The sequence below is a fragment of the Bradyrhizobium sp. 604_D8_N2_3 genome (genome assembly GCF_051810765.1).
GTDB lineage: Bacteria > Pseudomonadota > Alphaproteobacteria > Rhizobiales > Xanthobacteraceae > Bradyrhizobium > Bradyrhizobium barranii.
This window is the reverse complement of sequence record NZ_JBPWPM010000001.1, coordinates 1,284,784-1,308,405: the sequence shown is the minus strand read 5'-3', so window position 1 is coordinate 1,308,405 and position 23,622 is coordinate 1,284,784. Positions and strand designations below refer to the sequence as shown.

At 60.3% G+C, this 23,622-nt stretch carries 16 protein-coding genes and 3 pseudogenes; 9 read left to right on the top strand and 10 right to left on the bottom strand.

The genetic code is table 11. From position 1 onward, the window contains the following. The first annotated feature begins 666 nt into the window (after window positions 1-666). The 5 genes from AB7245_RS06120 to AB7245_RS06100 all read left to right on the top strand — a co-directional run bounded on the left by AB7245_RS06120 (window position 667) and on the right by AB7245_RS06100 (window position 6,966). Window positions 667-1,872 (top strand): MFS transporter, encoded by a 1,206-nt coding sequence (locus AB7245_RS06120; protein ID WP_439033939.1) that lies wholly within the window; start codon window positions 667-669, stop codon window positions 1,870-1,872. A 1,359-nt stretch (window positions 1,873-3,231) separates the two neighbouring features. After that, window positions 3,232-4,353 (top strand): IS630 family transposase, encoded by a 1,122-nt coding sequence (locus AB7245_RS06115; protein ID WP_063981152.1) that lies wholly within the window; start codon window positions 3,232-3,234, stop codon window positions 4,351-4,353. Window positions 4,354-4,411: 58 nt separating this feature from the next. Beyond that, the gene (locus AB7245_RS06110) at window positions 4,412-4,792 is read left to right on the top strand and encodes a LysR family transcriptional regulator (RefSeq protein ID WP_439033938.1); all 381 of its coding nucleotides are present in this window, start codon (window positions 4,412-4,414) and stop codon (window positions 4,790-4,792) included. Between the two features lie 41 nt (window positions 4,793-4,833). Next, the gene (locus AB7245_RS06105; protein WP_439033937.1) at window positions 4,834-5,466 is read left to right on the top strand and encodes a LysR substrate-binding domain-containing protein; all 633 of its coding nucleotides are present in this window, start codon (window positions 4,834-4,836) and stop codon (window positions 5,464-5,466) included. Between the two features lie 99 nt (window positions 5,467-5,565). Continuing rightward, the gene (locus tag AB7245_RS06100; protein ID WP_439033936.1) at window positions 5,566-6,966 is read left to right on the top strand and encodes an aspartate ammonia-lyase; all 1,401 of its coding nucleotides are present in this window, start codon (window positions 5,566-5,568) and stop codon (window positions 6,964-6,966) included. 742 nt (window positions 6,967-7,708) lie between these two features. Here the strand turns inward: AB7245_RS06100 and AB7245_RS06095 are convergent. Then, a complete protein-coding gene (locus tag AB7245_RS06095) occupies window positions 7,709-7,972 on the bottom strand; it encodes a hypothetical protein (RefSeq protein ID WP_439033935.1) in 264 nt (87 codons plus the stop codon). A 61-nt stretch (window positions 7,973-8,033) separates the two neighbouring features. On the opposite strand from AB7245_RS06095, the pseudogene AB7245_RS06090 reads away from it, so the two are divergent. Beyond that, window positions 8,034-8,437: pseudogene (locus AB7245_RS06090) on the top strand (IS630 family transposase); the annotation flags it as partial. 78 nt (window positions 8,438-8,515) lie between these two features. Here the strand turns inward: AB7245_RS06090 and AB7245_RS06085 are convergent. Then, entirely contained in the window at window positions 8,516-9,943 is a 1,428-nt protein-coding gene (locus AB7245_RS06085; RefSeq protein ID WP_439033934.1) for an MATE family efflux transporter, read from the bottom strand. A gap of 715 nt (window positions 9,944-10,658) precedes the next feature. Here AB7245_RS06085 and queD point away from each other — a divergent pair. Next, on the top strand, window positions 10,659-11,021 hold the full coding sequence (queD, locus tag AB7245_RS06080; protein WP_439033933.1) for a 6-carboxytetrahydropterin synthase QueD: 363 nt from the start codon (window positions 10,659-10,661) through the stop codon (window positions 11,019-11,021). 1,377 nt (window positions 11,022-12,398) lie between these two features. On the opposite strand, the gene AB7245_RS06075 is transcribed toward queD, so the two are convergent. Further along, window positions 12,399-15,503 carry an efflux RND transporter permease subunit gene (locus AB7245_RS06075; RefSeq protein ID WP_439033932.1) on the bottom strand — a complete coding sequence of 1,035 codons (3,105 nt, stop codon included), beginning with the start codon at window positions 15,501-15,503 and terminating at the stop codon, window positions 12,399-12,401. Window positions 15,504-15,954: 451 nt separating this feature from the next. Then, on the bottom strand, window positions 15,955-16,587 hold the full coding sequence (locus AB7245_RS06070; protein ID WP_439035698.1) for a reverse transcriptase domain-containing protein: 633 nt from the start codon (window positions 16,585-16,587) through the stop codon (window positions 15,955-15,957). Between the two features lie 393 nt (window positions 16,588-16,980). On the opposite strand from AB7245_RS06070, the pseudogene AB7245_RS06065 reads away from it, so the two are divergent. Both AB7245_RS06065 and AB7245_RS06060 read left to right on the top strand, forming a co-directional pair. Then, window positions 16,981-17,141 (top strand): annotated as a pseudogene (locus tag AB7245_RS06065) (IS256 family transposase); the annotation flags it as partial. A gap of 825 nt (window positions 17,142-17,966) precedes the next feature. Further along, on the top strand, window positions 17,967-19,670 hold the full coding sequence (locus tag AB7245_RS06060) for a recombinase family protein (RefSeq protein ID WP_439033931.1): 1,704 nt from the start codon (window positions 17,967-17,969) through the stop codon (window positions 19,668-19,670). Here AB7245_RS06060 and AB7245_RS06055 read toward each other — a convergent pair. The 6 genes and pseudogenes from AB7245_RS06055 to ruvC all read right to left on the bottom strand — a co-directional run. Then, window positions 19,652-19,723, bottom strand: a pseudogene (locus tag AB7245_RS06055) (acyl-CoA thioester hydrolase); the annotation flags it as partial. The gene AB7245_RS06060 and the pseudogene AB7245_RS06055 sit on opposite strands and share 19 nt — an antisense overlap. A gap of 78 nt (window positions 19,724-19,801) precedes the next feature. Beyond that, window positions 19,802-20,716 carry a metallophosphoesterase gene (locus tag AB7245_RS06050; RefSeq protein WP_085401795.1) on the bottom strand — a complete coding sequence of 305 codons (915 nt, stop codon included), beginning with the start codon at window positions 20,714-20,716 and terminating at the stop codon, window positions 19,802-19,804. A gap of 150 nt (window positions 20,717-20,866) precedes the next feature. Continuing rightward, complete coding sequence (gene ruvB, locus AB7245_RS06045; protein WP_085401794.1) at window positions 20,867-21,919, bottom strand: Holliday junction branch migration DNA helicase RuvB; 1,053 nt, start codon at window positions 21,917-21,919, stop codon at window positions 20,867-20,869. After that, window positions 21,916-22,446: a hypothetical protein gene (locus tag AB7245_RS06040; protein WP_071916641.1), complete on the bottom strand. Its 531-nt coding sequence runs from the start codon at window positions 22,444-22,446 to the stop codon at window positions 21,916-21,918. The genes ruvB and AB7245_RS06040 overlap by 4 nt, the downstream gene beginning before the upstream one ends. Beyond that, window positions 22,443-23,060, bottom strand: coding sequence for a Holliday junction branch migration protein RuvA (gene ruvA / locus AB7245_RS06035; protein ID WP_063981036.1), 618 nt, complete (start codon window positions 23,058-23,060; stop codon window positions 22,443-22,445). The genes AB7245_RS06040 and ruvA overlap by 4 nt, the downstream gene beginning before the upstream one ends. Continuing rightward, window positions 23,057-23,584, bottom strand: coding sequence for a crossover junction endodeoxyribonuclease RuvC (gene ruvC, locus AB7245_RS06030; protein WP_039156321.1), 528 nt, complete (start codon window positions 23,582-23,584; stop codon window positions 23,057-23,059). Before ruvC ends, ruvA begins: the two co-directional genes overlap by 4 nt. Window positions 23,585-23,622 lie beyond the last annotated feature (38 nt).

The following is a 23,622-nucleotide window of genomic DNA, read 5'->3' as shown; positions in this document are numbered from 1 at the left end:
TGCACGTATCAGCCGGCCCGCGCCGTCTCCGCAATCCGGACCAGCTCCGACGGCGCGAGCACTACCACCGTGCCGTGGGCGAGTTCAGAAATGTAAGTTTGACAACAAACCGCAATTAAAGGGCCGATTGACACCCAGCGCGCGCGTACGCAGGCGAGGCAATGGCGGCTCCCCGGAGATCATGATCCGCGAGCGCCCTGCTAAAGCTGCCGAAGCAGTGCCGGGACATTGTGAGTGAGACCTCCTCCTCGGTGTTGGCAGCTCGGCAATCTGCAGGCCGTCGAGCGCACGAAAGGCATCACGATGCTATTGCACCGTCCGTTTGGCGGGGTTGGCGACGCGCAGCGCCTGGTGGCGAGCGACGCAGCTCTTCGAGTAAGGTCAGGCCCTCTTTCACGATGCCGGCCGGAACGACAGTCCCACTCAGGACGCCAGTCGGAGGACACCGAGTGCCCTTTGTCGTGTGTCAACTATCAACTCTCGCCGTTGATGGAGAGAACGACCCATGCAACCGTAACGATCGGATACCAGCGATGCAGGTCGATTAACATCCGGAGAGACGCCCATGCCATGCGGCGACACGTCCATGGATGAAAAATGCGTACAAGCAGCGGCTGATTATCGACAAATGAAACGGGCGGATCCTTCGTACAGTGATGTTTAATAATGACGAGTGACGGCACAGAATCTTCGCTCCGCATCTGGCTCGCCGTCATCGTGCTAGGCATCGCCTCGTTTCACATCGTCTTGGCAGAGATAGCACCTATCGGGCTGTTGTCTCAGATTGCTCGCGACCTCGGACGAGATCAGGCAGCGGTCGGGCTCACGGTGGCCCTCTATGCCTGGATCGGTGCTGCCAGCGCTCTGTTGTCGCCCGTTCTGCTTCAGAAGTTTCCTCGCAAGCCGCTACTCATCGCCTTGACTCTTATCCTTTCCGCAACAACGTTTGCGGCGACGATGTCGCACACTTTCGAAGGGTTGTTGCTGGCACGCACGGTGGGCGCTGTCGTTCACGGTTTCTATTGGGCCATGGCGGCTGCGGTTGCGTCTAAGATTGCGCCGTCCCGCAGTATGGGTGTTGCGACGGCAATCGTATTCGGCGGGATCTCGATGGCGACCGTTGTTGGCGTGCCGCTCGCGAACTTCGTCGGCCAGGTGAGCGGATGGCGTGCAGCGTTCAGATTAATTGGCGCCATCGGACTGATCACCTCAGCCCTGATGGTGGCAGTTCTTCCGAAAATGCAGGCCGGGACGCCAGCGGGATGGAGAGAGCTTGGATCAGTCTGCCGCAGGCATGACCTGTTGGGGATCTATGCCGTAACGACATTCATGGCGGCGGCGCATTTCGGGGCGTACACATTTATAGAACCATTCCTCAGCGAGATTCCAAACGTTGCCCAAGACATGATTGGCGCGCTGTTGTTCGGCTTTGGCGGAGCAGGATTCTTGGGGAACATCCTGGCGGGCGTCCTCATCGACCGCTTCATGAAGCCCATCATCACTGCGGGGCTGCTTGCTCTGTGTCTGGCGCTCGTTGGCCTTGGATGGTTTGGTCCCCACTTGGGGACAGGCCGGGTCCTTGTCTTGCTGGTCATCTGGGGCGCTGCCGTCGCGGCGCTGTTCGCCGGACTCCAGACCTGGATCCTGCGCGCCGCCGGTTCGACAGTGATGACTGCCGCCGCGATGCACTCAGCGGTCATCAATTCGGCCATCGGCTTCGGAGCCGTCCTTGGCGCCCAGATGTTGACTGTAGCCGGCCCATCAGGAGTGATGCTGGCAGCTGGTATGGTCGTCATCATCCCTCTGCTGATAGTTCTCCCGCAAGCAGCCCCAGAGGGTGATCTAAAAAAGGGGGCGTTGCTTGATGGATAACGCCGCAGCCGTGCGCACAGCGCGGATCGCCGCGTGCCCTACCACGAATGTCGCACGAAACCTTCCGCTGGTACGCGAGCGTTGGACCAAAATGTTCGCGCAGCCAGGCGGACCGGTCGAAGGGGGTGAAACACCACGCCAGGCCTTGCCCGAGAACTCGTTGAGGAACTCGGCATCGAAGTTTCTGGCGATGTACGCGAACATCTCGGGCGATTGCGCCGTTGCGGCATTGCGAGGAGCATTCGGTCGAGCGGTCTACCGCACTGCGGAACACTTTTGCATTCTTTCCACACAACAATGTCTCTGTCCTGAGATTACCCGGCATTCTAGCATCATAATTGGCGCTACCCGACAGACGGGCAAGCTCGCCTTCTTCATCCCGTGAGCGTCCTCACGCTGGCGTGTGACGCGCTTCTCGATGATCGGTCCTATCGCGCTCAACCGAAGGCGCTCTTTGCTGGCTCTTCTGAGGCGCTGCCGAGCAGCTGAGCCATCATCGCCTTCCTGCGCGAAATGAGCAAGCTGATGACCTATTTGCGTGCTTTCCTGATTGAGCGCTCACCAGCATCACAATGGCATTCCAAGCAGCGACTTCGATCAATTGCGTCCTTAGACCCACTGGGATCTCAAAGCCATGGTCTAGAACCGGGCTTACTGTCAATGAACACGCATGATGGTGCCGAAGACGAGACGCAAGATCGGCGCGGCCTCTAGATCAAGTTTACGCGCTAGACACGTCCGACCAACGGCCGATGATCCAATGCGACGGCCATCCCGAAACGAGTGAAGCGACCTGCCACAATGCGCTCGGAAATGTTGTCATCTGGCGCGGACTCTCCAGACACACCGGATCGAACTCTGCGCCGAAATTGGAGCGGTTGGAAATGTGGGTAAATGAAGTCTCATCGAACAGTTCCACCGCTGCGGCTTTGGAGCGGCTGTTTCCGCGGTAAGCGCGAGTTTCCGGTGCGCCAACCTGTCGAGCAGATTGACTCGCCGCAACTGCAAAAATGGACTAGTGGCTCTGCACAGTGATTTTGACAGGTTGGGTCCGGCGGTCAGATTAGCTCCGGCAGGAGTTTCGGATCAACGAGGACCTCGATGCTGCGAGGCGTCCTTGGCTGCCGTCTGATGAGGCGGGCGCGTTCCAGTGTCAGGACCATCTGGTGAACCGTAGGCGGGCTGACGCGGAAATATTCCTGCATGTCGGTTTCGGCCGGGGGCCTGCGATGCAGCCGGGTATAGAGGTGGATAAAAGCCAGATACTGCCCCTGCGTGGGCGTGAAGGGTTTTGTCGAAGGACTCACGCCGGCCATCCGATTCAGTTGTTCGTGCGTGCCTCGAACGAGGAGGCACGCCATGAATGTACGCTATCGGGTCGAACTCAGCCAAATCGAGCGCACCGAACTGAGGGCACTGCTCAGCGGCGGCAAGCATGCGTCCCGCAAGCTCAAGCGAGCGCAGATTTTGCTGGCCGCCGATGCCGAGACCAGCGACGAGGAGATCGCAAGGAGCGTCGGCGTGAGCGGCTCGACCGTGTACCGGACCAAGCGACGCTTCGTGGAAGGCAATCTGGAGCGGGCGCTGAGCGAAGAGCCGCGTCCCGGGGCGGAGCGCAAACTCACGGGCAAGGAAGAAGCCTTGCTGGTGGCGACAGCCTGCGCCAGTCCGCCAAGGGGCCGTGCCCGCTGGACGCTAAAGCTGCTGGCGGGTGCGATGGTCAAGCTCACCGAACACAAGAGCCTGTCGCACGAGACGGTTCGGCGGCGCCTGGCCGAGAATGCCCTCAAGCCCTGGCGCAAAGACATGTGGTGCATTCCGCAGGTCGACGGCGAATACGTCGCCCGCATGGAGGATGTGCTCGACCTCTATGCCGAGGCACCCGACTCCAGGCGGCCAGTGGTGTGCTTCGACGAAAGCCCGGTGCAACTCATCGGCGAAACGCGTCAGCCCATCCCGGCCAAGCCCGGCAGGCTCGAACGTTACGATTATGAGTATCGTCGCAATGGCACGGTCAATCTCTTCGTTCTCCTCGACGTGCATCGTCCCTGGCGCAAGGTCAAGGTCACCGAGCGGCGAGCGGCAAGGGATTACGCCCAATGCATGCGTGATCTCGTCGACATCCATTATCCCGACGCCGAGATCATCCGGGTCGTCCAGGACAATTTATCGACCCACTCCGCCGGCGCCCTCTATCAGGCGTTCCCGCCCGCCGAAGCCAGGCGGATTTTGCGACGGCTCGAGTTCCACTATACCCCAAAACACGCAAGCTGGCTCAACATGGTCGAGATCGAAATCGGCGTCCTGCGGGGCCAGTGCCTGGATCGCAGGATCGACGACCCTAAGCGACTGCGCCGCGAAATCACCGCCTGGGAACGACAACGAAATGCCGCCCGCTCCCGCATCAAATGGATGTTCACAACAGACAAGGCTCGCGCCAAAATGGCTGGCGCCTACCCCGCCACTTCCAAAGAGTCATAATCCCTGTGACGAGGTACTAGTGGCACACCCGATAAAAATCCATTAGCGTAAGCTTCCTATGTTTAGTTTGCCTGATTTGCGTGTACTGGAAGTCGCGGCTGTCGTCATCGAAGAGGGCAGCATGAGCGCGGCCGGCCTCAGACTTGGCATCACTCAATCGGCCGTTTCACAAGCGATGAGGCGCGCGGAGGCGCATATTGGCGCGACCCTCGTCCGTCGCGATCGTCGTCCCCTTGGGCCCACGGAGGCGGGGCAAGCTCTGCTCACCCACATGCGCGAGATAACCCTGCGCGTCGGACGAGCTGTCGAGGAAATGCGGGCCGCCGCAGCGCGTCCCGAACGCGAGGACCTTCGGCTCGGGATGATCGACACGTTCGCGTCCACAGTGGGACCACTGTTGGCCGCAGCCTCATGGCGGGTTCAATCGCGCTTCGCGTGAGCGCGTATTCGGGGCTGGTACCCGCGCACGCCGAGGCATTGATGCGCAACGAGATCGATGCAGCTGTCACATCGGATCCAATGGAGGGCGTTGACGAAGTTACCCCCTTACCCCTATTGCGCGAGCCATTCCTCCTGGTAGCACCGATTGCCTGGGCGGACACTCTTCGCGATCGTCCACTGGACGACCTACTCCTCGAGCACCGACTTATCCGCTACACTGCGCGTTCGCACATGGGAACGCAAATTGAACGTCATCTCCGGCGTCTAAGGATAGAGCATCCGCAGACGATGTCGTTCGACACGTCGGACGCGCTGCTCTCGATGGTCGCCAATGGCATGGGCGTGGCGATTACAACACCCCTGTGCATATTGCAGGCTGCCGTCCATCGACCGGCGCTCGAAGTCATGCCATTGCCGGCGACCGGCCTCTCGCGCACGATCACGTTGGTGACTAAGCAAGGCGGATTAGACACGTTGGCTGCGCGAATAGCGGATGATATTCGTGTGCTCCTGCGGAATTGGACCTTGCCCCAGATCGCTGCTCAAATTCCCTGGATGGCTCGTTCCGTCGGCAGCATCGTGTTGGATCCGCTCGCTCACGAGGACGCCGCCTGCCGGTGCGTTGCGGGTGGCTCCACCCGGACTCTCGACGAACAGTATAACCCTAATTAATCATACTTATTAGCCTCCATACAATCTCCGATCTTAGCTTTAACTCTCGCCCGTCTTCGGAGAGAGTTGTTTGCGTAGCGTCCGAACCCGGGATCAGAGATGTCAGCGACTCGCACCGAAATAGACAGTCTAGGAACGCGCGAGCTGCCGCTGCGCGCCCTGTACGGCTTGGCCTCCCTGCGTGGGAGCGAGAATTTCGACATCTCACTCCAGAAGCTCGGTGATCAGCCGGCACTTCTTCGGGCACTAGCGCGCATCAAGCGCGCTGCCGCGGCGGCGAACCGTGAGCTCGGAGCCCTCGACGCCAAAGTAGCAGGAGCACTAATCGCGGCTGCGGACGAGGTCATTGCTGGTAAACACGATCGGCAGTTTATCATCGATTTGCTCGAAGGCTCCGGCGGCACATCGATCAACATGAACATGAACGAGGTTCTGGCGAACCGGGCCCTGCAAATTGTCGGTGAAAAGCCCGGCCGGTACGACGTGATCCACCCAAATGATCACGTGAACCTTTGCCAGTCGACGAACGATGTGCTGCCCTCGGCGCTCAAGTTGGCGGCGCACGAAAAGTCCGGCGATCTGGTGGGTGCGCTGGAACAGGTGGCGGCCGCTCTTTCGGAGCGGGCCATTGTATTCGCTGACGTATTGCGCGTCGGCCGCACATGCATGCAGGCCGCCCAGCCGATGACGCTCGGTCAGGCGTTCGGCGGTTACGCATCAGCGATCAAGCGGCTCTCCTTGAAGCTGTCCGTGGCGCGCCAGGAATTGATGGTGCTTCCCCTCGGAGGCACTGCGATTGGCACCGGGCTGGGAGCAGTGCCGGGCTATCGCCGTGCCGTCTATGGACATCTTGCGGCGATCTTGGGCGCCGCGGTACGCCCAGGCGACGACATGTTCGATGCCATGCAGAACGCCGACGCCTTCGCACGCGTGTCGTCGGAAATCCGCATCGCAGCAGAGGTAATGGCGAAAATCGCCTCTGACCTGATCATCCTTTCCTCTGGGCCAAATACGGGGCTTGGCGAATTGCGGTTGCCCGCTCTCCAGCCCGGTTCTTCGATCATGCCAGGTAAACTCAATCCAGTTCTGCCGATGATGATCCAGCAAGTTGCGTTCGCTATCGTGGGCAACGACGCCGCAGTATCTCTCTCTGCGTTGAGCGGCCAACTCGAAATCAATCACTTCGAGCCAGTCATCGCCTCGCGCCTGTTCGATTCGATCGAGCTTTTGACGCGATCGGCCAGAATATTTGCCGACCACTGCATCTCGGGGATCCGGGCAAATCGGGAACGGTCGCTCAGCAACTTGATGCAATCTTCGGCTCTTGCGACCGTGTTCGTACCGCGCCTGGGTTATGAACAGGTATCGACACTTGTGCTTGCAGCCGCTGAGCAAATGCGGCCCTTCGTCGAAATCGCGATCGACCGCGGACTTCTGAACCGTAGCGCGGTTTTGCAGATGCTGCACGAGAGCACCCGTTATCGCGAGAATGGCGCATGAGCCGCGATTCTGCACTTGCCCTTGTACGGGAAGGGCTCACGAGCATGCCGCGAGTCGATGCACAACACCGGAGGATCAACCTACGAAGGTCATGCCACAGCCAACTCGCCATCGGCCTGTCTCAACCCGATGCGGCGGATGAGACGATGCGCCGCGATCGAGAGGCCGCTAGTTCATGGGTCAGTGCTCCGGCCTCTCTTCAAGTCGTGCTTATACGGACGCGCCTGGCCGAAGTGCCAGGGGCAGTGATCGGCAAATCAGCAAACACGTAAGAAATTGTCGATAACGTATTCTAACCATTCGCGTGGGGCCGTCCTGTCCTCCGCCAATCTTCACATCCTGTTCGGCCGGTAGCCCGATCAAGATTAGTTCTCCGATAGCTGGTTACGGCCTGATTCACCTGATGATACATTCACGAGGCGTGATCGAGTCCCGCAGGTTCGAACACGGGCCCAACATCTTTTCGTTCGTTCGCTGCCGTATTCAAGAAGGCATGAGGCACGCGAAATCCATCCGATGCCGAGAGGCAGCTGCGCGCGTCAGAATCTCATCCGTCGCCTCGACTGGGCCCAGCTGAAGTTTCCCCACCCCAGCCGTTGTTTATGTCGTATGCGACATTGCTGTTTGAGTTTGAGGTAAGGTCAATCAAGATGCTCTGGCTGTAGGCCTTCTATGACCGTGCCAGTGTTTACCTGGTTTGTAGCAAAAGTTAGCATCACGTTTTGTATTGGCGCCATTGCATTTAGCTGCTTGCCATAGAGTGGGGAAGCGCAAAGGGGTTCGCATTTCCATTCACTAATTCGGAAACGCCGCATGTTACTGGTGTGACAGTCAGGTTCTCGATTGAGATCACCCCCGCTTCACCGTCGACGACATTGCCACTGCCTTGGGGCGTTTCGACTTCCAGCCTTTGGCCGATATCAATGCCGTAAGAGCTGATGCCCTTAATTTGGCCGTCAGGGCGCGCAATCGGGCCGCCAAGCAGTTTGGAGGTGGCGATCAGCACGGCGATCGGCTGGATGAAGCGGGTCGATGAGACCGGCAGCGTTGCTCCGGGCCAGATGGGTTGGAAAACCATGACCTTTCTGGCGGCCCTGCGCCATGACCGGATCGATGCGCCATGGTTCATCGAGGGACCAATCATGGCGTGAGCTTCCGGATCTATGTCGAGAAGGTTCTCCTGCCGACCCTTCGGCCCGGCGACATCGTCGTCCCGGACAATCTCGGCAGCCACAAAAGCAAAGCCGTGCGCCAGCTCATCTGCTCCGCGGGAGCCAAGCTCTTGTTCCTGCCAAAATACTCACCCGACCTGAACCCCATCGAACAAGTCTTTGCCAAACTCAAGCATCTGCTCCGCAAGGCAGCCGCACGAACCGTCGATGCGGTCTGCGCCGCCATCGGCGAACTCCTTGATGCATTTACACCCGAAGAATGCGCCAACTACCTCAAAAACTCAGGCTATCGAAGCTAGTCCCATCACGCTTTAACGGCGAGCCTCCCAGAAGGCTAGCGCCCAATGCTCTGTGCCTCGATCATATCCGTTCTCAGCTCAACCCGCTATCCCGATCGCTCTTGAAGGACCATGCCGGAGCGCTCGTCTGAGCTCGCCGAACTGGTTGAACATGACGATGAGAGCGATTATTCCGGCGCCAAGCTCTGCGAGCGCTTGACTGGCTAACAGTCCGTTAAAACCCGCTACCAGCGGGAATAACAGTACGGCCGGTATGAAGAGATACCCCTGCCTGGCCAAGGACACAATTGCACTGAGGCGCGCTCTCCCAAATGACTGAAGCATTGCCGTCACGAAACTCTGCACCCCAAACAGTCCAAAGAAGAGATGGAACACGATGCAGGTCGAGACGGCAATTTCGGTGACGTTCTCGTTATCGCTAAATAGGCTCACCAAAGGCCTCGCAAAAATCACAACGGCCGCAGAATACAGCACCGAGAATGCGATCGTCACGAAGAGCATGAACTTCGCAGCCCTCAATATATGAGCATAGTCGCGTGCGCCCCAACCGAAACCCAGGATAGCTTGAGCGCCAATACAGAACCCGGTGATAGGCAGTGCGCCGACCATCAAGATACGCACAGCTATTCCAACCGCGGCGATGGAATCGTCGCCGAACGGCGCAGCAGCTCCGTACAAGAGCATAACGGCAAGAGCAGATAAGATACTCGTCATTGTCGCCGGCGCGCCTACCAACGCGAGCTGTCTGATGCGATCTGCTCGCAACGATATGTGAGATATCCTGACGAGAACCGTCCCGCCAAGCTTCGTAAAATACGCGATATACAGTCCGACAGCAGCGATCTGAGACACCAGCGTTGCGACGGCTGCGCCTCGCACGCCAAGGTCAAATGAGAATATGAAGACGGGATCAAGCACAGCGTTCAGGATAAACGCGGTCATCATCACCCACATGCTAAATCGTGTATAGCCCTCGGCTCTTACAATGAACCCGCTGACGGTATTTAGTAGCATCGGGGTGTACCCCAACAAAACCGTTCCCGCGTAGTCGAGCGCCACGGGCATGATGGTTGGGGTTGCTCCGAGCGTTGCAAATATCCCTGGCAGATTTGGAAGCAGAGTGACGGTGACTATGATACCGATCGGAGCGGCGAGCGCGAGTGCCGTGCTTGCGCCTCGACTCGCCTCTAGGTACTCACGAGCGCCCAGATGACGAGATATGAACGACGCTGCTCCAACACCGATCCCCTGTCCGGCTGCGGCGAGCAGGACCACGATCGGCAAGGTCATGCTAACAGCTGCGATCGCCTGCGCGCCTAGGGCGCCAACAAAGATCGCGTTGACGACCTGCTGCAGCGCATGGATCGATAATCCAACAACAGACGGAATGGCGAGCCGCAGGATAAGACTCAAGAGATTCTGGTCCGATAGATCGACGTGCTGTTTCTTCTTTGGCATCACATTGCGCTCGCTGTCGATTGCGAATTCCGCATCCGGCTCATTCACGGACGAACATGTCTTTAACGTTTTCCAAATTCGCCGATGGCGTACTCAGCGCAATCCTCTCCGGATCTGCTCTTCACCAAAGCTGATTTTTGCCTGGTCGATTTTCCTACGCCTCCCATCAGTCCTAGCCTTCCGCGCCTCTGAACAACGAGGATCCCGACTGAGGTGCTCGTGGGTAGCCACCCAGGTTCTGCCAGTCATATTGTGCCGTTCCGCCCTTTTGTTGTGCTTCGTGCGGTTGCGTTCACTTCTGTCGATGATGATCGCTGGGGGAACGCGGCCGGACCCTAGGGCCTCAAGTCGCCTTTGGCATCTACCGGATCTTGTAGTAGACGCTCCATCGTCTGCATGGCACACCTAATGAACGTGCTCAGAACCACTGTTGCGATTCGACGATCTCGTGCAACCTTTGCACGACATCGGGTCCTCGCCGCGTCGAGACGAACAGCAGGCTGCCGGTCCCGGCCAGCGTGGTGACTGGATTTGCGTCAGCAAATCGCGCCGGGCAGGCCGTCACTCGCGGACACGAACTCAAAATTCGTGTTGCCGCAGCCGGCAGCCTGCCAGACCGGTCGATGAGAGTGGCTTGGATAATTTTTGCTTCGACCGACAGACCGCCCTGACGCCGTCGACCACATGCGGCGGGCCATCGCGTACTGCCTGGCTCATCCGAAATGGCGACTCAGCGTGCAATTCCACAAACACTCGGCGTCACATGAAGATATCCCAAGCATTTAAGTTCGAGGCAGCGCACCGACTTCCAAATGTCCCGCAGATACATCGATGCCATCGGATGCACGGTCATTCCTATCGGGTCGAGGTCGTGCTGAACGGGGCCGTCGATCCGCACACCGGATTCGTAATGGATTTCTTCAACATGGAGGAAGCGTTCGGCCTTCTTATAAAGAAGCTCGATCACCATTGCCTGAACGAAGTCCCAGGACTGGAAAATCCGACGGCGGAAAATATCGCCATCTGGATCTGGGACCACGCGAAACCGCGCCTCGCCCAACTCTGGAGCGTGAGGGTGTACGAGACGACCGATAGTTGGGCGGAATATGACCGGCCCGATCGCTGAATTCAGCGCTCATTTGGGACTGTGTCGATGCGGCTCACCTGTCGTTCTTCGGCTCAGAAGCGGACTTGCTCGATCTGCGATTCGGCTCTTCATCCGCCTCGACAGCGGCCAGATTTCCGCGCTCACAGAAGAGCCCTTGGATCCGACGGGAGCGCCCGGTTTGGCTATGATGACACCCATCACGTGACCGCATTCGAAAAGCTTCCGGCCAAACGATTCGGAATCCCGCGTTGTGCTAACCGCCGGAACGATCTGAGGGGATTCGTCCTGAGGAGCGAATTCGATGCTGATTGTACCGGCGAGACGACCCGCCATCCCGGACGCTGCGGCTGGGCGACTTGGTGCTGCAGCAGGTCGGCGCTAGCCGCCAATGCGAGGAGCACGGGTGGATGCAAGATCGCGCAACCGCATGTGCGCGAGCGTGCCATAGACATCGCCGTCAATACCCCCCGTTCGACACTTCAACGGGCGAAGCCTCAATTGAAGCTGGCGAGGTGCCGGACTCGAGCGTCCGCGCTGACTGGTCACGGATGCATCCCTTGGCCGACTGGTTATTTCCACCCAGCCGATAGCTGCGGACGTAAACCGGGAGAACAGCTGTCCACAGGAACCGATGCCTCGCCCCGCCGCATCCGATAGAGTGCAGTCAGGCCCGCACCGACCGCGGGTTCATCCCGGGAACCTCCGATCCCTAAACCTTAGCCGAAATGGCGGCCGCGCTCGAGCAATCGCCGGACTATCGCGTCTTGCGCCGGCTCGTTTCGCAGCCAAAATTCACGGGGATCGAGTTTCTTGGCAACTATCTAAGCCTTGCAGCAAATCAGCGGTCTCTTTTCAGACACCAATTGCAGCGCGCTCAGGAAGTGAATAATTCTCTCCACCAAGAACCAATTGAAAAATGGGTACGCCACTCATTCGGGGAACATGGATTCTGTCCCTGTCCCGGGCGACGTCAATCTTGCGAGTTATGCTGCCGTGATGTCCGGCAAATCACACGGCGGTGGGCCTGCTCGGTGAGGTAACAACAGCATCCGCCTGTCGGAGCAGAAACGGATCCGCGACGCGCTCTTCGCCGAACACATGATTCCCCCAAGCTTCGCACCACCGGCTTGAAGGTCCGGACGCGCAAGGGACCGTGAAAGCCTCCCAGGCATCCGTCGCTCACCACATCTGCACAATGAAGCGGCCGTATTTGGTCGCGATGTAGTCCTTCACCTCGGGCAAGCAGTAGATCGAGACGAAGCGCAGCAGCCGCGGATCATCCTTCCTGTCCGCCGCCATGAACTGCAGCACCCAGTGCGATCAAGTTACCGCGGTCGGCGAGCAGCGCCCCTACGCTAGCGGAGCGATCGAGCAAACCCGAGTTGATCGTTAGGATCATCGCTTGGCCAGGTGGGCATCGGATGCTCCGATGAAGGCGAGCTCAGCGGCGTTCTGGACGTGATCGGAACTCGCGTCGGCGCGGTGATCCGACGCGATCGCGACATAGAGCGCCGGCAGCACGAAAAGCGTGAACAGCGTGCCGATGGACATGCCCGCGACGACCACGAGCCCGATCGAGAAGCGGCTCGCGGCGCCAGCACCCGTTGCGGTCAACAAAGGTAAGAGGCCCGTGACCATCGCCGCGGTGGTCATCAAGATTGGACGGAGGCGGACGCGCGCCGCCATCTCGATGGCCGAGCGGGAATCGAGTCTCTCCTTGAGCTGCAGCTGATTGGCGAACTGGACCATCAGAATACCGTGCTTGGATATCAGCCCAGCTAATGTCAACAGTCCGATTTGGGTGTAGATGTTCATCGTCGCCAAGCCAAAGAATAGCGGGATTAAGGCGCCGGCGATTGCCATGGGAACGCTGAACATGATGATGAGGGGATCGCGCAGACTTTCGAACTGCGCCGCAAGCACCAAGAAGATGACGATGAGTGCAAACGCAAAGGTGATGACCAGTTTGTTACCCTCCTGCACATATTGACGGGCGTCCCCGAGGAAGTCGTGGCTGAACTCTGCGGGCAGTTTCATTGCCTCGCCGTCGAGGAAGTCCACAGCCTGACCGATCGTGACGCCGGGCATCGGTACGGCTTGGAAGGTCGCGGAGTTGAGCTGGTTGTAGTGGGTGAGTGCGTTCGGATTGGTCGCAGTCTCGATGGAGACCACGGTCGATAGCGGCAGCATCGAGCCCGCCGCTGTCTTGATATAATAGCTCCCAAGTGATTCCGGCGTCAGGCGTTTCTCGCGCGGCACCTGCGGGATCACTTCGTAGGAGCGGCCCTGCAGGTTGAAGCGATTGACGTAGTTTTCGCCAAGGAGGGTCGCGAGCGCGCTACCGACGTTCTGCATGGTGATGCCAAGGTCGCTCGCCTTGGATCGATCGACCTTGATTCGCACCCCCGGCTGGTTGAACTCAAGGTCAGAGTCGCTGACCATGAACAGACCGTTCTTGCGCGCGGCATCCTTCAGCTTCGACATCTGCTCGTAAATGTACTGGAAACCGAGCGTCGACTTGATCACCATCTGCACTGGTAAGCCGCCCGAACCGCCCGGAAGCGGCGGCAAGCTAAAGGCAAATGCGTTGATGCCTTCCAGTTTAGACAGCTCGGCCTGGACCAGCGATTTCAGCGCGATCGATGAGCGCTTGCGCTCGGCCCAAGGCTTAAGCAACATCCCGGCCATGCCGCCCTGCGGACCGCTGATGCCGTTGAGCACGAAGCGAAAATCCGTCTCGGGAAACTTCTGGAGTGCCTTGTCGAGCTTGGCGCCGTAATAATCCAGGTAATCAATATTGGCGTATTTCGGCGCTTTTGTCAGTGCGAATACGATGCCCTGATCCTCCTCGGGTGCGAGTTCCTTGGAAGTGTGCATATACAGAAAGGCGACGAGGCCCAGCATGGTCAGCGCAAACAGCCCGGTAATCGGGCGATAGTCGAGCGAGCGGTCGAGCTTGCGGCCGTACCAGCGCGTCATGGCGCTGAACACACGATTCACAAACTTTGCAAACCGCCCCTCTTCAGCGCTCTTCAGGAAGAACGCGCACATCATGGGCGACAGCGTCAACGCGATCACGCCCGACACGATCACCGAACCCGCCAGTGTAAACGCGAATTCGCGGAACAGCGCGCCGGTGAGGCCGCCGAGAAAGCCGATGGGCGCGTACACGGCGGCCAACGTAATCGTCATGGAGAGGACGGGGCCGACGATCTCGCCCGCGCCATTCGTAGCGGCCTGCGCGGGCGACGCACCTTCTTCCATATGGCGATGAACGTTCTCCACCACGACAATTGCGTCGTCAACCACGAGACCGATCGCAAGCACCATCGCAAGGAGGGTCAGCAGATTGAATGAGAACCCCAGCGCCAGCATCATACTGTAGACGCCAATAATGGACAGCGGAATGGTGACGACCGGAATGATGACAGACCGCAGGGAGGCCAGGAACAGGAAGATCACCAACACCACGATTGCGACGGCCTCAAGGAGCGTCTTCTCCACCTCGTCTATCGATGATTGGATGAACTTGGTGGAGTCGTAGGCCACTTCCATCTTCAGCGATGGCGGCAGGCTGCGCTTCATTTCTGGAAGCAGTGCCCGAACGCCTCGCACTATGTTCAGTGGATTACCTTCTGGGCTCGCCTGCACGGCGACGAAGATCGCGTGTTCGCCGTTCATCGCGACGCTGGCGTTTGTGCTCTGCGCCGCAAGCTCGACTGTCGCGATGTCCTCCATGCGCACAAAGCCGCCGTCGTTGGCTTTGACGATCATGCGCTTGAAGTCATCAATACTCCGCAGATCAGTGTTGACCGTGACGTCGGAGAGAGTGAAATAGCCCTTAGTCTGGCCGGCCGCAGCCTGGAAGTTGTTGGCCGCGATTGCAGCCGAAACATCAGCTGGCGACACGCCGTGGCCCGCCATTCTCGCGGGATCGAGCCATAACCGCATCGCAAAACTCTGGCCGCCGAGGATGTCTGCCGCTCCGACGCCGTCTACAGTTGACATAATCGGTTGCACCACGCGCGAGAGATAGTCGGAGATCGCGCTGGCCGTCAGTTCTTCGCTGGAGAAGGCGATATACATGACAGCTGTGGTCTGACCGGCAGATTTGGTGACGACCGGATCGTTCGATTCCTTAGGGATTAAATATTTGACCGAGTTGACCTTGGAGAGCACTTCAGTGAGCGCCTCGTTGGGCTCGAAATTGAGCTTGATATAGACCTGGATCGTCGAGGTACCGAGCACCGAGGAGGACGTAATGTAATCAACGCCTTCGGCCGAAGCGAGCGCTTGCTCAAGGGGCGTGGTGATGAACCCCTGGATCATGTCGGCGGAGGCGCCAGGATAAGAGGTTGTGATATTGACGACCGTGTTGGTCAGCTTAGGATACTGCCGGATTGGCAAAACGGTGGCCGCGCCAATGCCGGTCAGCAGGATCAGGAGACTGACGACGATAGACAATATCGGACGTTTGATGAAGAGCTCGGTAAATGCCATCGCGACGCTCGCATTCAAGAGACTGACGGAAAATTCGCCAGTAAGCCAGGCTACAGCAACAGTCATCAACGCGGCGACTGTGGCTAGCGGCACCTTCTCAGGGTGAGCCCCATGTTTCTCTTAAGCTAGAAACCGCCCCGGGGGTCCGGCTCGAACCAGTAGAGCTGAGCCTCTGGGCAAAGCCGCAGACAACGTAAAGAGTCAGCTCCGTCGTAGCAGCCGATGTCCAAGATCACTGGGTCTTGCTTCTGGAGGAAGCACACAATGTGCTGATGGACCTCCAAGGCGGAAGTGGGCTCACGTATTTCCATTTAACCTCGTCCCACGCCTCAATGGCGGCAATGCCTTGCAGCACACTTATCAACTCAGCTTAGGATTTCGCGCCGCCCCACCCTTCGGACGATCCAGCTTCGACGCTGAAACTACAGACAAGCCGACGGGCAGCTCAACTCTACAGAGGTAAGCGGGGGATATAGAACGGGTTGCAGAACCTATACCAACGTTTGTCGACGCGCGACGCCCGCATGAGCCGCGCGAGACTTGTGATGTTGCTCGAGAGCACAGGCGTTTCCCTTCGGTCTTGTGCTTCACGATGAACCGGCCATCTCGGGTCCGCCCGCAACAGTAAGTGAAGCCCAGGAAGGCGAAGGTCTCGGCCACCGCTCGCCGCGCGGCTGACGCGGGAGGGCCGCGAACCGCGCCAAACTCGATCAACCGGGTTTTGTCCGCATGGAGCGTCGGCCAATCGCGCCTTGAGGGCCAAGAGCATTTCCTGGGCATCTGCCTTGCTCTCGAAGCCGATGACGAAGTCGTCCGCAAAGCGCACGGTCACAACGCGACCGCCTGCATGGCGACGACTCCAGTGGTCGGCCCAGAGATCGAGGATGTAATGCAGGAAGATGTTGGCAAGGAGCGGACTGATCCTGCCCTTTGCGGCGTGTGTCTTGCTTCTCGCCGCTCTCAAGAACGCCAGCTCGCAGCCGCAGCTCGATGAGCTGCAGGATACGAGGATCGGCAATCCTGTGCGCCACCATCCGCAGCAGCCACTCGTGGTCGACCGAATCGAAGACACTGGATATGTCATGATAGTCGGATGCAGGACATCAAGCTCCATCTGAGGATTCCGCCCCGGCCGGAAGCGATAGGAGAACCCGAGGAATTCGACCTGATAGGCGGCGCTCAACACCTCGGCCACCGCGCTTTGGACGATCTTGTCCTCTAGCGGCCGGCACACCGAGAGGCCGCCTACCCCCGTCGGCTTGGGGATGTAGACGCGCCGCACCGGCTGTAGCCGGTAGGGACAGTGTGGACCCGTGCGCAGAGATCGCGGATTGGTCCGTGAGCCCCTCTTCGTACTTTGCCTCCGTTATCGCATCGACCTCCGCGCCGGCCTGCGGGCTTTTGTCGTCGAAACGCCCGAAGCAGAGCGTCTTTGTCGATGTGGTGCAGCAAGGCTGTGAACCGGTTTGGACATATGGTCGGCATGTTCCCCAACGAGGAGGCCATGGTTCGCCTCATTGGAGCGGTCCTGCTCGAACAGAACGACAATGGGCCGTCCAGCGCGCCCGTTACATGACGCTAGAAACCATCGCGCCTTTGAGCGATGATTCGAGCGTCAGCCTTCCGGCCGCCAGCTGACCGGCCCGGCTCTCTTGCCGGCGAACAGGTTGCCCGAGCGCCAGTTACGGCATGCTGAGGAACACGAGTATTTCTGACAGTGCTTTTCGCGCCCTACTGCGGAGCTCACGAAGACGCGATTGCTGGCTCTTGGAGCCTCGACGCAAGAGCGATCGAACAAGCGGAATAAGAAAAGACCCAATCATCGAAGGGGCCTTGGGGTCGGACCACCGCGTCTGGGCTGAACGTTACAGTTCGCCGGGGCTCTGCGGCAGCCACTACAATCTGTGGGGAACCGAGGACGGCTCCTACGCACCGGGCACCCGCACCCGCACCCGCACCCGCACCCGCACCCGCACCCGCACCCGCACCCGCACCCGCACCCGCACCCGCACCCGCACCCGCACCCGCACCCGCACCCGATAACAAACTTACGCCGCCGCCACCCGCAAGTATTTTTACTCCGCTTTGCTTAGCATTTCTGCTCTGGACTACGCGCCTCATCGCCAGGAATGCCCTCACGCACGCTGCGGCACTTGACGAATTTCATTTTCATTCGACGCTGCCGAAGTCAGCATGACGGACGCGTTGCGAGTAATCGCTGCGGCTTGGCCGTAGCGCAGCGCGGAAATTTACGCTAGCTTCCGCTCGCGAGTTTGCAAATGCCTACCCGCATCCGATCTTTCCGAAGACAACGAGCGACCATTCGACCGCTTGCCCCCTCCCATCCTCAGAGCTGGGATAATCCGGACAATGAGGAAATCTGGTTTGAGTTGGCGCGCGCCATCGGACGTCAGATCGCACGGGATGAAAACCATGGCTCGGGGCAGCCGATAGAGGACCGGCATGACGACACCGTCATCGAAGAAAACGGCCGTAATATACGCGCGCTATTCGAGCGACATGCAAAAGGCGAGCTCGATTGACGGTCAGCTGTTACTCTGCCGCAAGGTCGCATTGCGCAACAACCTCGATGTCGTCGGCGAGTTTGTGGATGCCGCAAAATCTGGTCTTACCGAAGGTGCGCGGGACGGCTATCAGCGCTTGCTCAACGGTGTGCGAAGCCGGCAGTTTGACGTAGTCGTCGTTGAGCATTTCGACCGCTTGTCGCGCGATCCCGCAACCATCCAGCGTCTCAAGCAGGTTTTCGAGTTCAACGGCGTTGAGCTGATGGATCAGAAAGGAGTCTACGCGACCGCCACTGACATTAGCATCGCAAGTCTGTACAATACGATTTACAAGCCGCAGCTCGCCGAAAAGGTTCGGCGCGGCCATGACAACGCTGTTGCGAACGGAAGAATTCCGGGCTCATACGCCTATGGTTATCGGCCGAGGCCGGGCGCGCCCGGCGAGCGCGTAATCGATGAGAACGAAGCAAAGATTGTGCTCCGCATCTTCAATGAATATGCAGCGGGCCGCTCGACCCGAACTATCGCCGCTGACCTCACCCGCGAAGGCGTGCCCTCACCAGGGGCAACTCGTCACAAGAACAAGGCGGGTCGCACCACCTGGAACCATCAGTGCATCACAGGCGGTCGGCATGGTCGCGGCATTATCGGCAACGAACTATACATCGGCGAGATACATTGGAACGTTCGCTCGACAATTCTTAACCCAGAGACGCAGAAGAAACAGAAGCGCCGCAATCCAGCAGAACGCCACATTATCGTCAAAAAGCCAGAGCTGCGGATCGTTCCGAAAGGGCTCTGGGATCTAGCGCAGAAGGTTCGTAGGGTGCGCGCGGTGTCTATGTTCGGACCGACTGGCCAGCCGCGGCGTCGCGCCGTGAGTCCGCGCAACAATGAGCACCCGCTTGCCGGTGTGCTCCGGTGTGGCGTCTGCAATGGCCATATGCGAATCGCTCAATCCTCGCGTAACGGTGCGCCGCGCGCGGCATGCGCGAGCGCGCATCAGCGGGGCACCTGCGAGCACACCCGTAGCTTTGATATGGACGTTCTGCTCGAGGATGCCTCCGAAAAAATCCAGGTGAAATTGCTTTCGCCGAAAGCCATTGAAGAGGCGATGCGTACTTGGAAGGAGGAGCGCAAAAACGATCGGAACAATGGCAGCGAACACAATAAGCTAGAGCGTCGACGCCGCGTATTGACTACCGAGATCGAACGCCTCTCTTATGCCATCGCAAATAGCCGCCGCAAGCCGGACGAATTGCTCAAGCGGATCGATGAGTGCGACCTGGAGCGGGAAAGCGTTGAAGAGCGCTTGCGGCTGCTGGGCGGTGGCGGCGAAAATATAGTTGGCTTCGATCGCCCGAAATTCAGTGACCGATACTCCTCGGAGGTTAGAAGGCTTATCACCGCGCTCAAAACCAATCCGAAGGCGATCGAAACTCGCATTGCCTTCCGCAACTTGATTGAATGCATAGTAGTGCATCCGGTTCGCAAGCGGATGCCCTACGAATATACGCCCTACCTGAACAGCTCCGCGCTTTACGGAAAGAACCTTTTTCCCGAAAACCGCAGCAAGGAGCGAGAGATCAGCACGTTTGCATACTACGACAATGGCAAGTCAGGGAAGTCCGTATCCTCGTAGTAGACGCGGACCTGCATGTGATGGCGGCCGTCGCGGATCTCGCCGTCGAGATGGGCTGTCACGTCGCGAGCCTCTTCGCTTTTTGCAACCGGTCCGTTTTGCGCAAAAACAGCCGGCCGCGCAAGCGCAGGTTATGCCACGGCCGGCGTCCTTCCCAGCGTCACCTCGACGATTTCCGGCGGCACGCCGACGCGGACCGGCATGATGCTGCAACCGAGGCCGCCGGAGACGATGACGTCGCATTTCAGCCGGAAGTGACCATAGGCGAGCCGCAGGCCGTGCTGAGGCGAAACAGCCGGCGACCAGCCGAACAGGCGGACCTGGCCGCCATGGGTATGGCCGGACAGTTGCAGCGCGACGCGCGCGGGTACGAGCGGCGCGATATTGGGCTCGTGCGCGAGCAAGATGACCGGCGCATCGTCGGTGACCTTCGCCAGCGTACCCGCGAGATCGTCGGCGCCAAGCCGGTGCACGCGGCCATAGCGCTTCGCGGGATAGTAGGCGAGCTGATCGCCGAGGCCCGCGAGCCAGAAGGAGCGTCCGTCCTTGGTGAGACGCACGACGTCGTTCTCGTAGACGGGAATACCGGCCGCCTCCAGCGCGCGATGGGCGGCTGTCGGCCCGTGCCCGGCCTGCTGCACGGCCCTGTCCACCCAATAGTCGTGATTGCCCATGACGGCATGGACGCCGAGCGGTGCCTTGAGGCCCGCGAGCACCTTGGCCCATTCGCTCGACGGAATGATGCGCGTGACCTGGTGAACACCCGCGACATAGTCGCCGAGCAACACGATGACATCGGCGTTGAGCGCATTGGTGCGATCGACGATGCCCTCGATCCGCTCCAGCGACATCCAGGGATCGCAGGCATGAATGTCGGTGACGATGGCGATCTTGAGCGGAAAATCCGCCGGCCATTGCCGCGGGGTCGGGTGATAACGGGTGACGCGGAGCCGCAGCGGCTCGATGCCGACGCCATAGGCCGCGGTCGAGACGCCGAGCGCGGACAGGCCGCCGATGGAACGGATGAGATGACGACGCGTGATCATGGAAGCCCGATGGTGATGCAGCTTTGTGATGCGGTCCGATTGGAGCGGAATTGGGGTCCGCTCGTGCAGACGGCCTGCATTCGCGTGCAGACCGTTTGCACAAAGGTTACCGGAAGTTCATGACAACCGACGCACCTTGCATCAACGCAATCAGTCGTCGCTCTCGTCCGTGCCGAACAGGCCGAACTGTGCCGCGGCATCGCGCGAGGGCTCGGCGATGCCGAGATGGCGGAAGGCGTGCGAGGTGAGCAGGCGGCCGCGCGGGGTGCGCTGGAGATAGCCGCACTGAATGAGATAAGGCTCGATGATGTCCTCGATCGCATCGCGCGGCTCGGACAGCGCGGCGGCCATCGTCTCGACGCCGACCGGGCCGCCGCCATAGTTCTGCGCGATGGTCGTGAGGTAGCGGCGGTCCATGGCGTCAAGGCCCGCGGCGTCGACCTCGAGCGCGCTCAGCGCGTGGTCGGCGATCTTGCGGTCGATCGAGGCGGCATCGGCGGCGGAGGCGAAATCGCGCACGCGCCGCAACAGGCGGCCGGCGATGCGCGGCGTGCCGCGGGCGCGGCGCGCGATCTCGTTGGCACCGTCGGCGCTCATGCCGACATTGAGCACGCGCGCGCCGCGGGTGACGATGCTTTCCAGCTCTTCGATGGTGTAAAAATTGAGCCGGACCGGGATGCCGAAGCGGTCGCGCAAGGGATTGGTGAGGAGGCCGGCGCGCGTGGTAGCGCCGACGAGCGTGAATTTCGACAGCTCGATCTTCACCGAGCGTGCCGCCGGGCCCTCGCCGATGATCAGGTCGAGCTGAAAGTCCTCCATCGCGGGATAGAGCACCTCTTCCACCGCCGGGCTCAGGCGATGGATCTCGTCGATGAAGAGCACGTCGCGCTCTTCGAGGTTGGTGAGGAGTGCGGCGAGATCGCCGGCCTTGGCGATCACCGGACCCGAGGTGGCGCGAAAGCCGACGCCGAGCTCCTTGGCGACGATCTGCGCCAGCGTGGTCTTGCCGAGGCCAGGGGGGCCTACGAACAGCACGTGATCCAGCGCCTCGCCGCGCTTGCGCGCCGCCTCGATGAAGATCGAGAGGTTCTTGCGCGCCTGCTGCTGGCCGACGAAGTCGGACAGCGATTGCGGACGTAGCGCGGTGTCGCCGACGTCATCGGAGCGGCGCTCGGGCGTGACGATGCGTGGGGGAGTGGTCATGCGGGCAGGATAACACGATGCAGCGGTTTCGCGAGCCACCAGCACAGGCTGGCCGGAATGACGGCGACGACGGCGAGCATCGCCGAAAGCTTCAGCGCCTCGGGCGCGGAACGGACACTCGGCACGATCACCGCCGAGGTTTCGGAGGGCACGACGAACATGCCAACCATGACGAAGCCGGCCGCGCCCACGGCCGCGGCGAGCCACGCCATCCAGATCATGTTGAGATCGGCGTAGACCGCCGCCAACGCAAATATCAGGCCGGCGACGACTGCAGGAAGGAACGAGGCGAGAATCGTGACGATGGCCAACAGCACGACCGCGATCGAAACCAGAGCACGCAGTGCTTCCAGTTCGAGGAACACGAGAAACATCTGCAGCACCGCGGCGCCGAGCGCCGTTACCGTCACAGCAACCAACGCGGCGGTCGTCAGCGGCCCGACAATGGAGAAAATCACGACGATACCGGCCACGCGCGAAAGGCGACGAAACAGGGCGGCGACGGGATTGGCGTGGGCCGCGCTCACTTCGACAGCTCCTTCAGGCCTAGCCGGATGAGTTGCGCGGTCTCGGCGCTCTCGCCCGCGCTGCGCGATGCGGATGCAATAGCGGCAGCCGCCTGCGGCTGGCCGTAGCCGAGATTGACCAGCGCAGAGATCGCATCTGCCACCGGGCGCGGCGCGCGCTGGTCGTCGACGGCGCCGGCGAGATGCACGACGGCGGGATCGACATTGGCGAAAGCAGGCGCCTTGTCCTTCAGCTCGGTAACGATGCGCTCGGCAACCTTGGGGCCGACGCCCGGCGTGCGTGCCACCGCGGCCTTGTCGCGCAGCGCAATCGCGTTGGCGAGGTCGGAAGGCGCCAGCGTGCCGAGCACGGCGAGCGCGACCTTGGCGCCGACGCCCTGCACGGTCTGGAGCAGGCGAAACCATTCGCGCTCCTGGTCGGTGCGGAAGCCGAACAGCTTTATCTGGTCCTCGCGGACGTAAGTCTCGATCGACAGCACCGCGGCCTCGCCGGGCGAGGGCAGATGCTGCAGCGTGCGGGCCGAGCAATGCACCTGATAGCCGACCCCGCCGACGTCGAGGAGCACATAATCCTCGCCGTAGGAATCGATCAGGCCCTTGAGCTTGCCGATCATAAGCCCGCCACCTTCAGCCTGAGCGCCGTGCTTTGGCGATGATGGGCGTGGGTAATGGCGATGGCGAGCGCGTCGGCGGCGTCCGCTGACGGCGGCTCGGCTTTCGGCAGCAAAATCTTCAGCATCATCGCGATCTGGTGCTTGTCGGCGTGGCCGGCGCCGACCACCGTCTTCTTGACTTGGTTCGGCGCGTATTCGGCGACAGTAATGCCGAACATCGCGGGCGCCAGCATGGCGACGCCGCGGGCCTGGCCGAGCTTCAGCGTCGCGACGCCGTCCTTGTTCACAAAGGTCTGCTCGACCGCGGCTTCCATCGGCTTGTGACCGGACAGGACAGCGGCAAGCCCCTCATGGATCGCGAGCAGCCGGCTCGCCAGCGGCAAATCGTCCGGCGGTTCCACCGAGCCGCAGGCGACGTAGATCAGGCGATTGCCCTCGGCCTCGATCACGCCCCAGCCGGTGCGGCGCAGGCCGGGGTCGATGCCGATGATGCGAACGGGGCCACGAATCGGGAGCGCAGTCATGGGCCAGTGATAGCGGCTGGCTGCGGTGGGGGAAACAG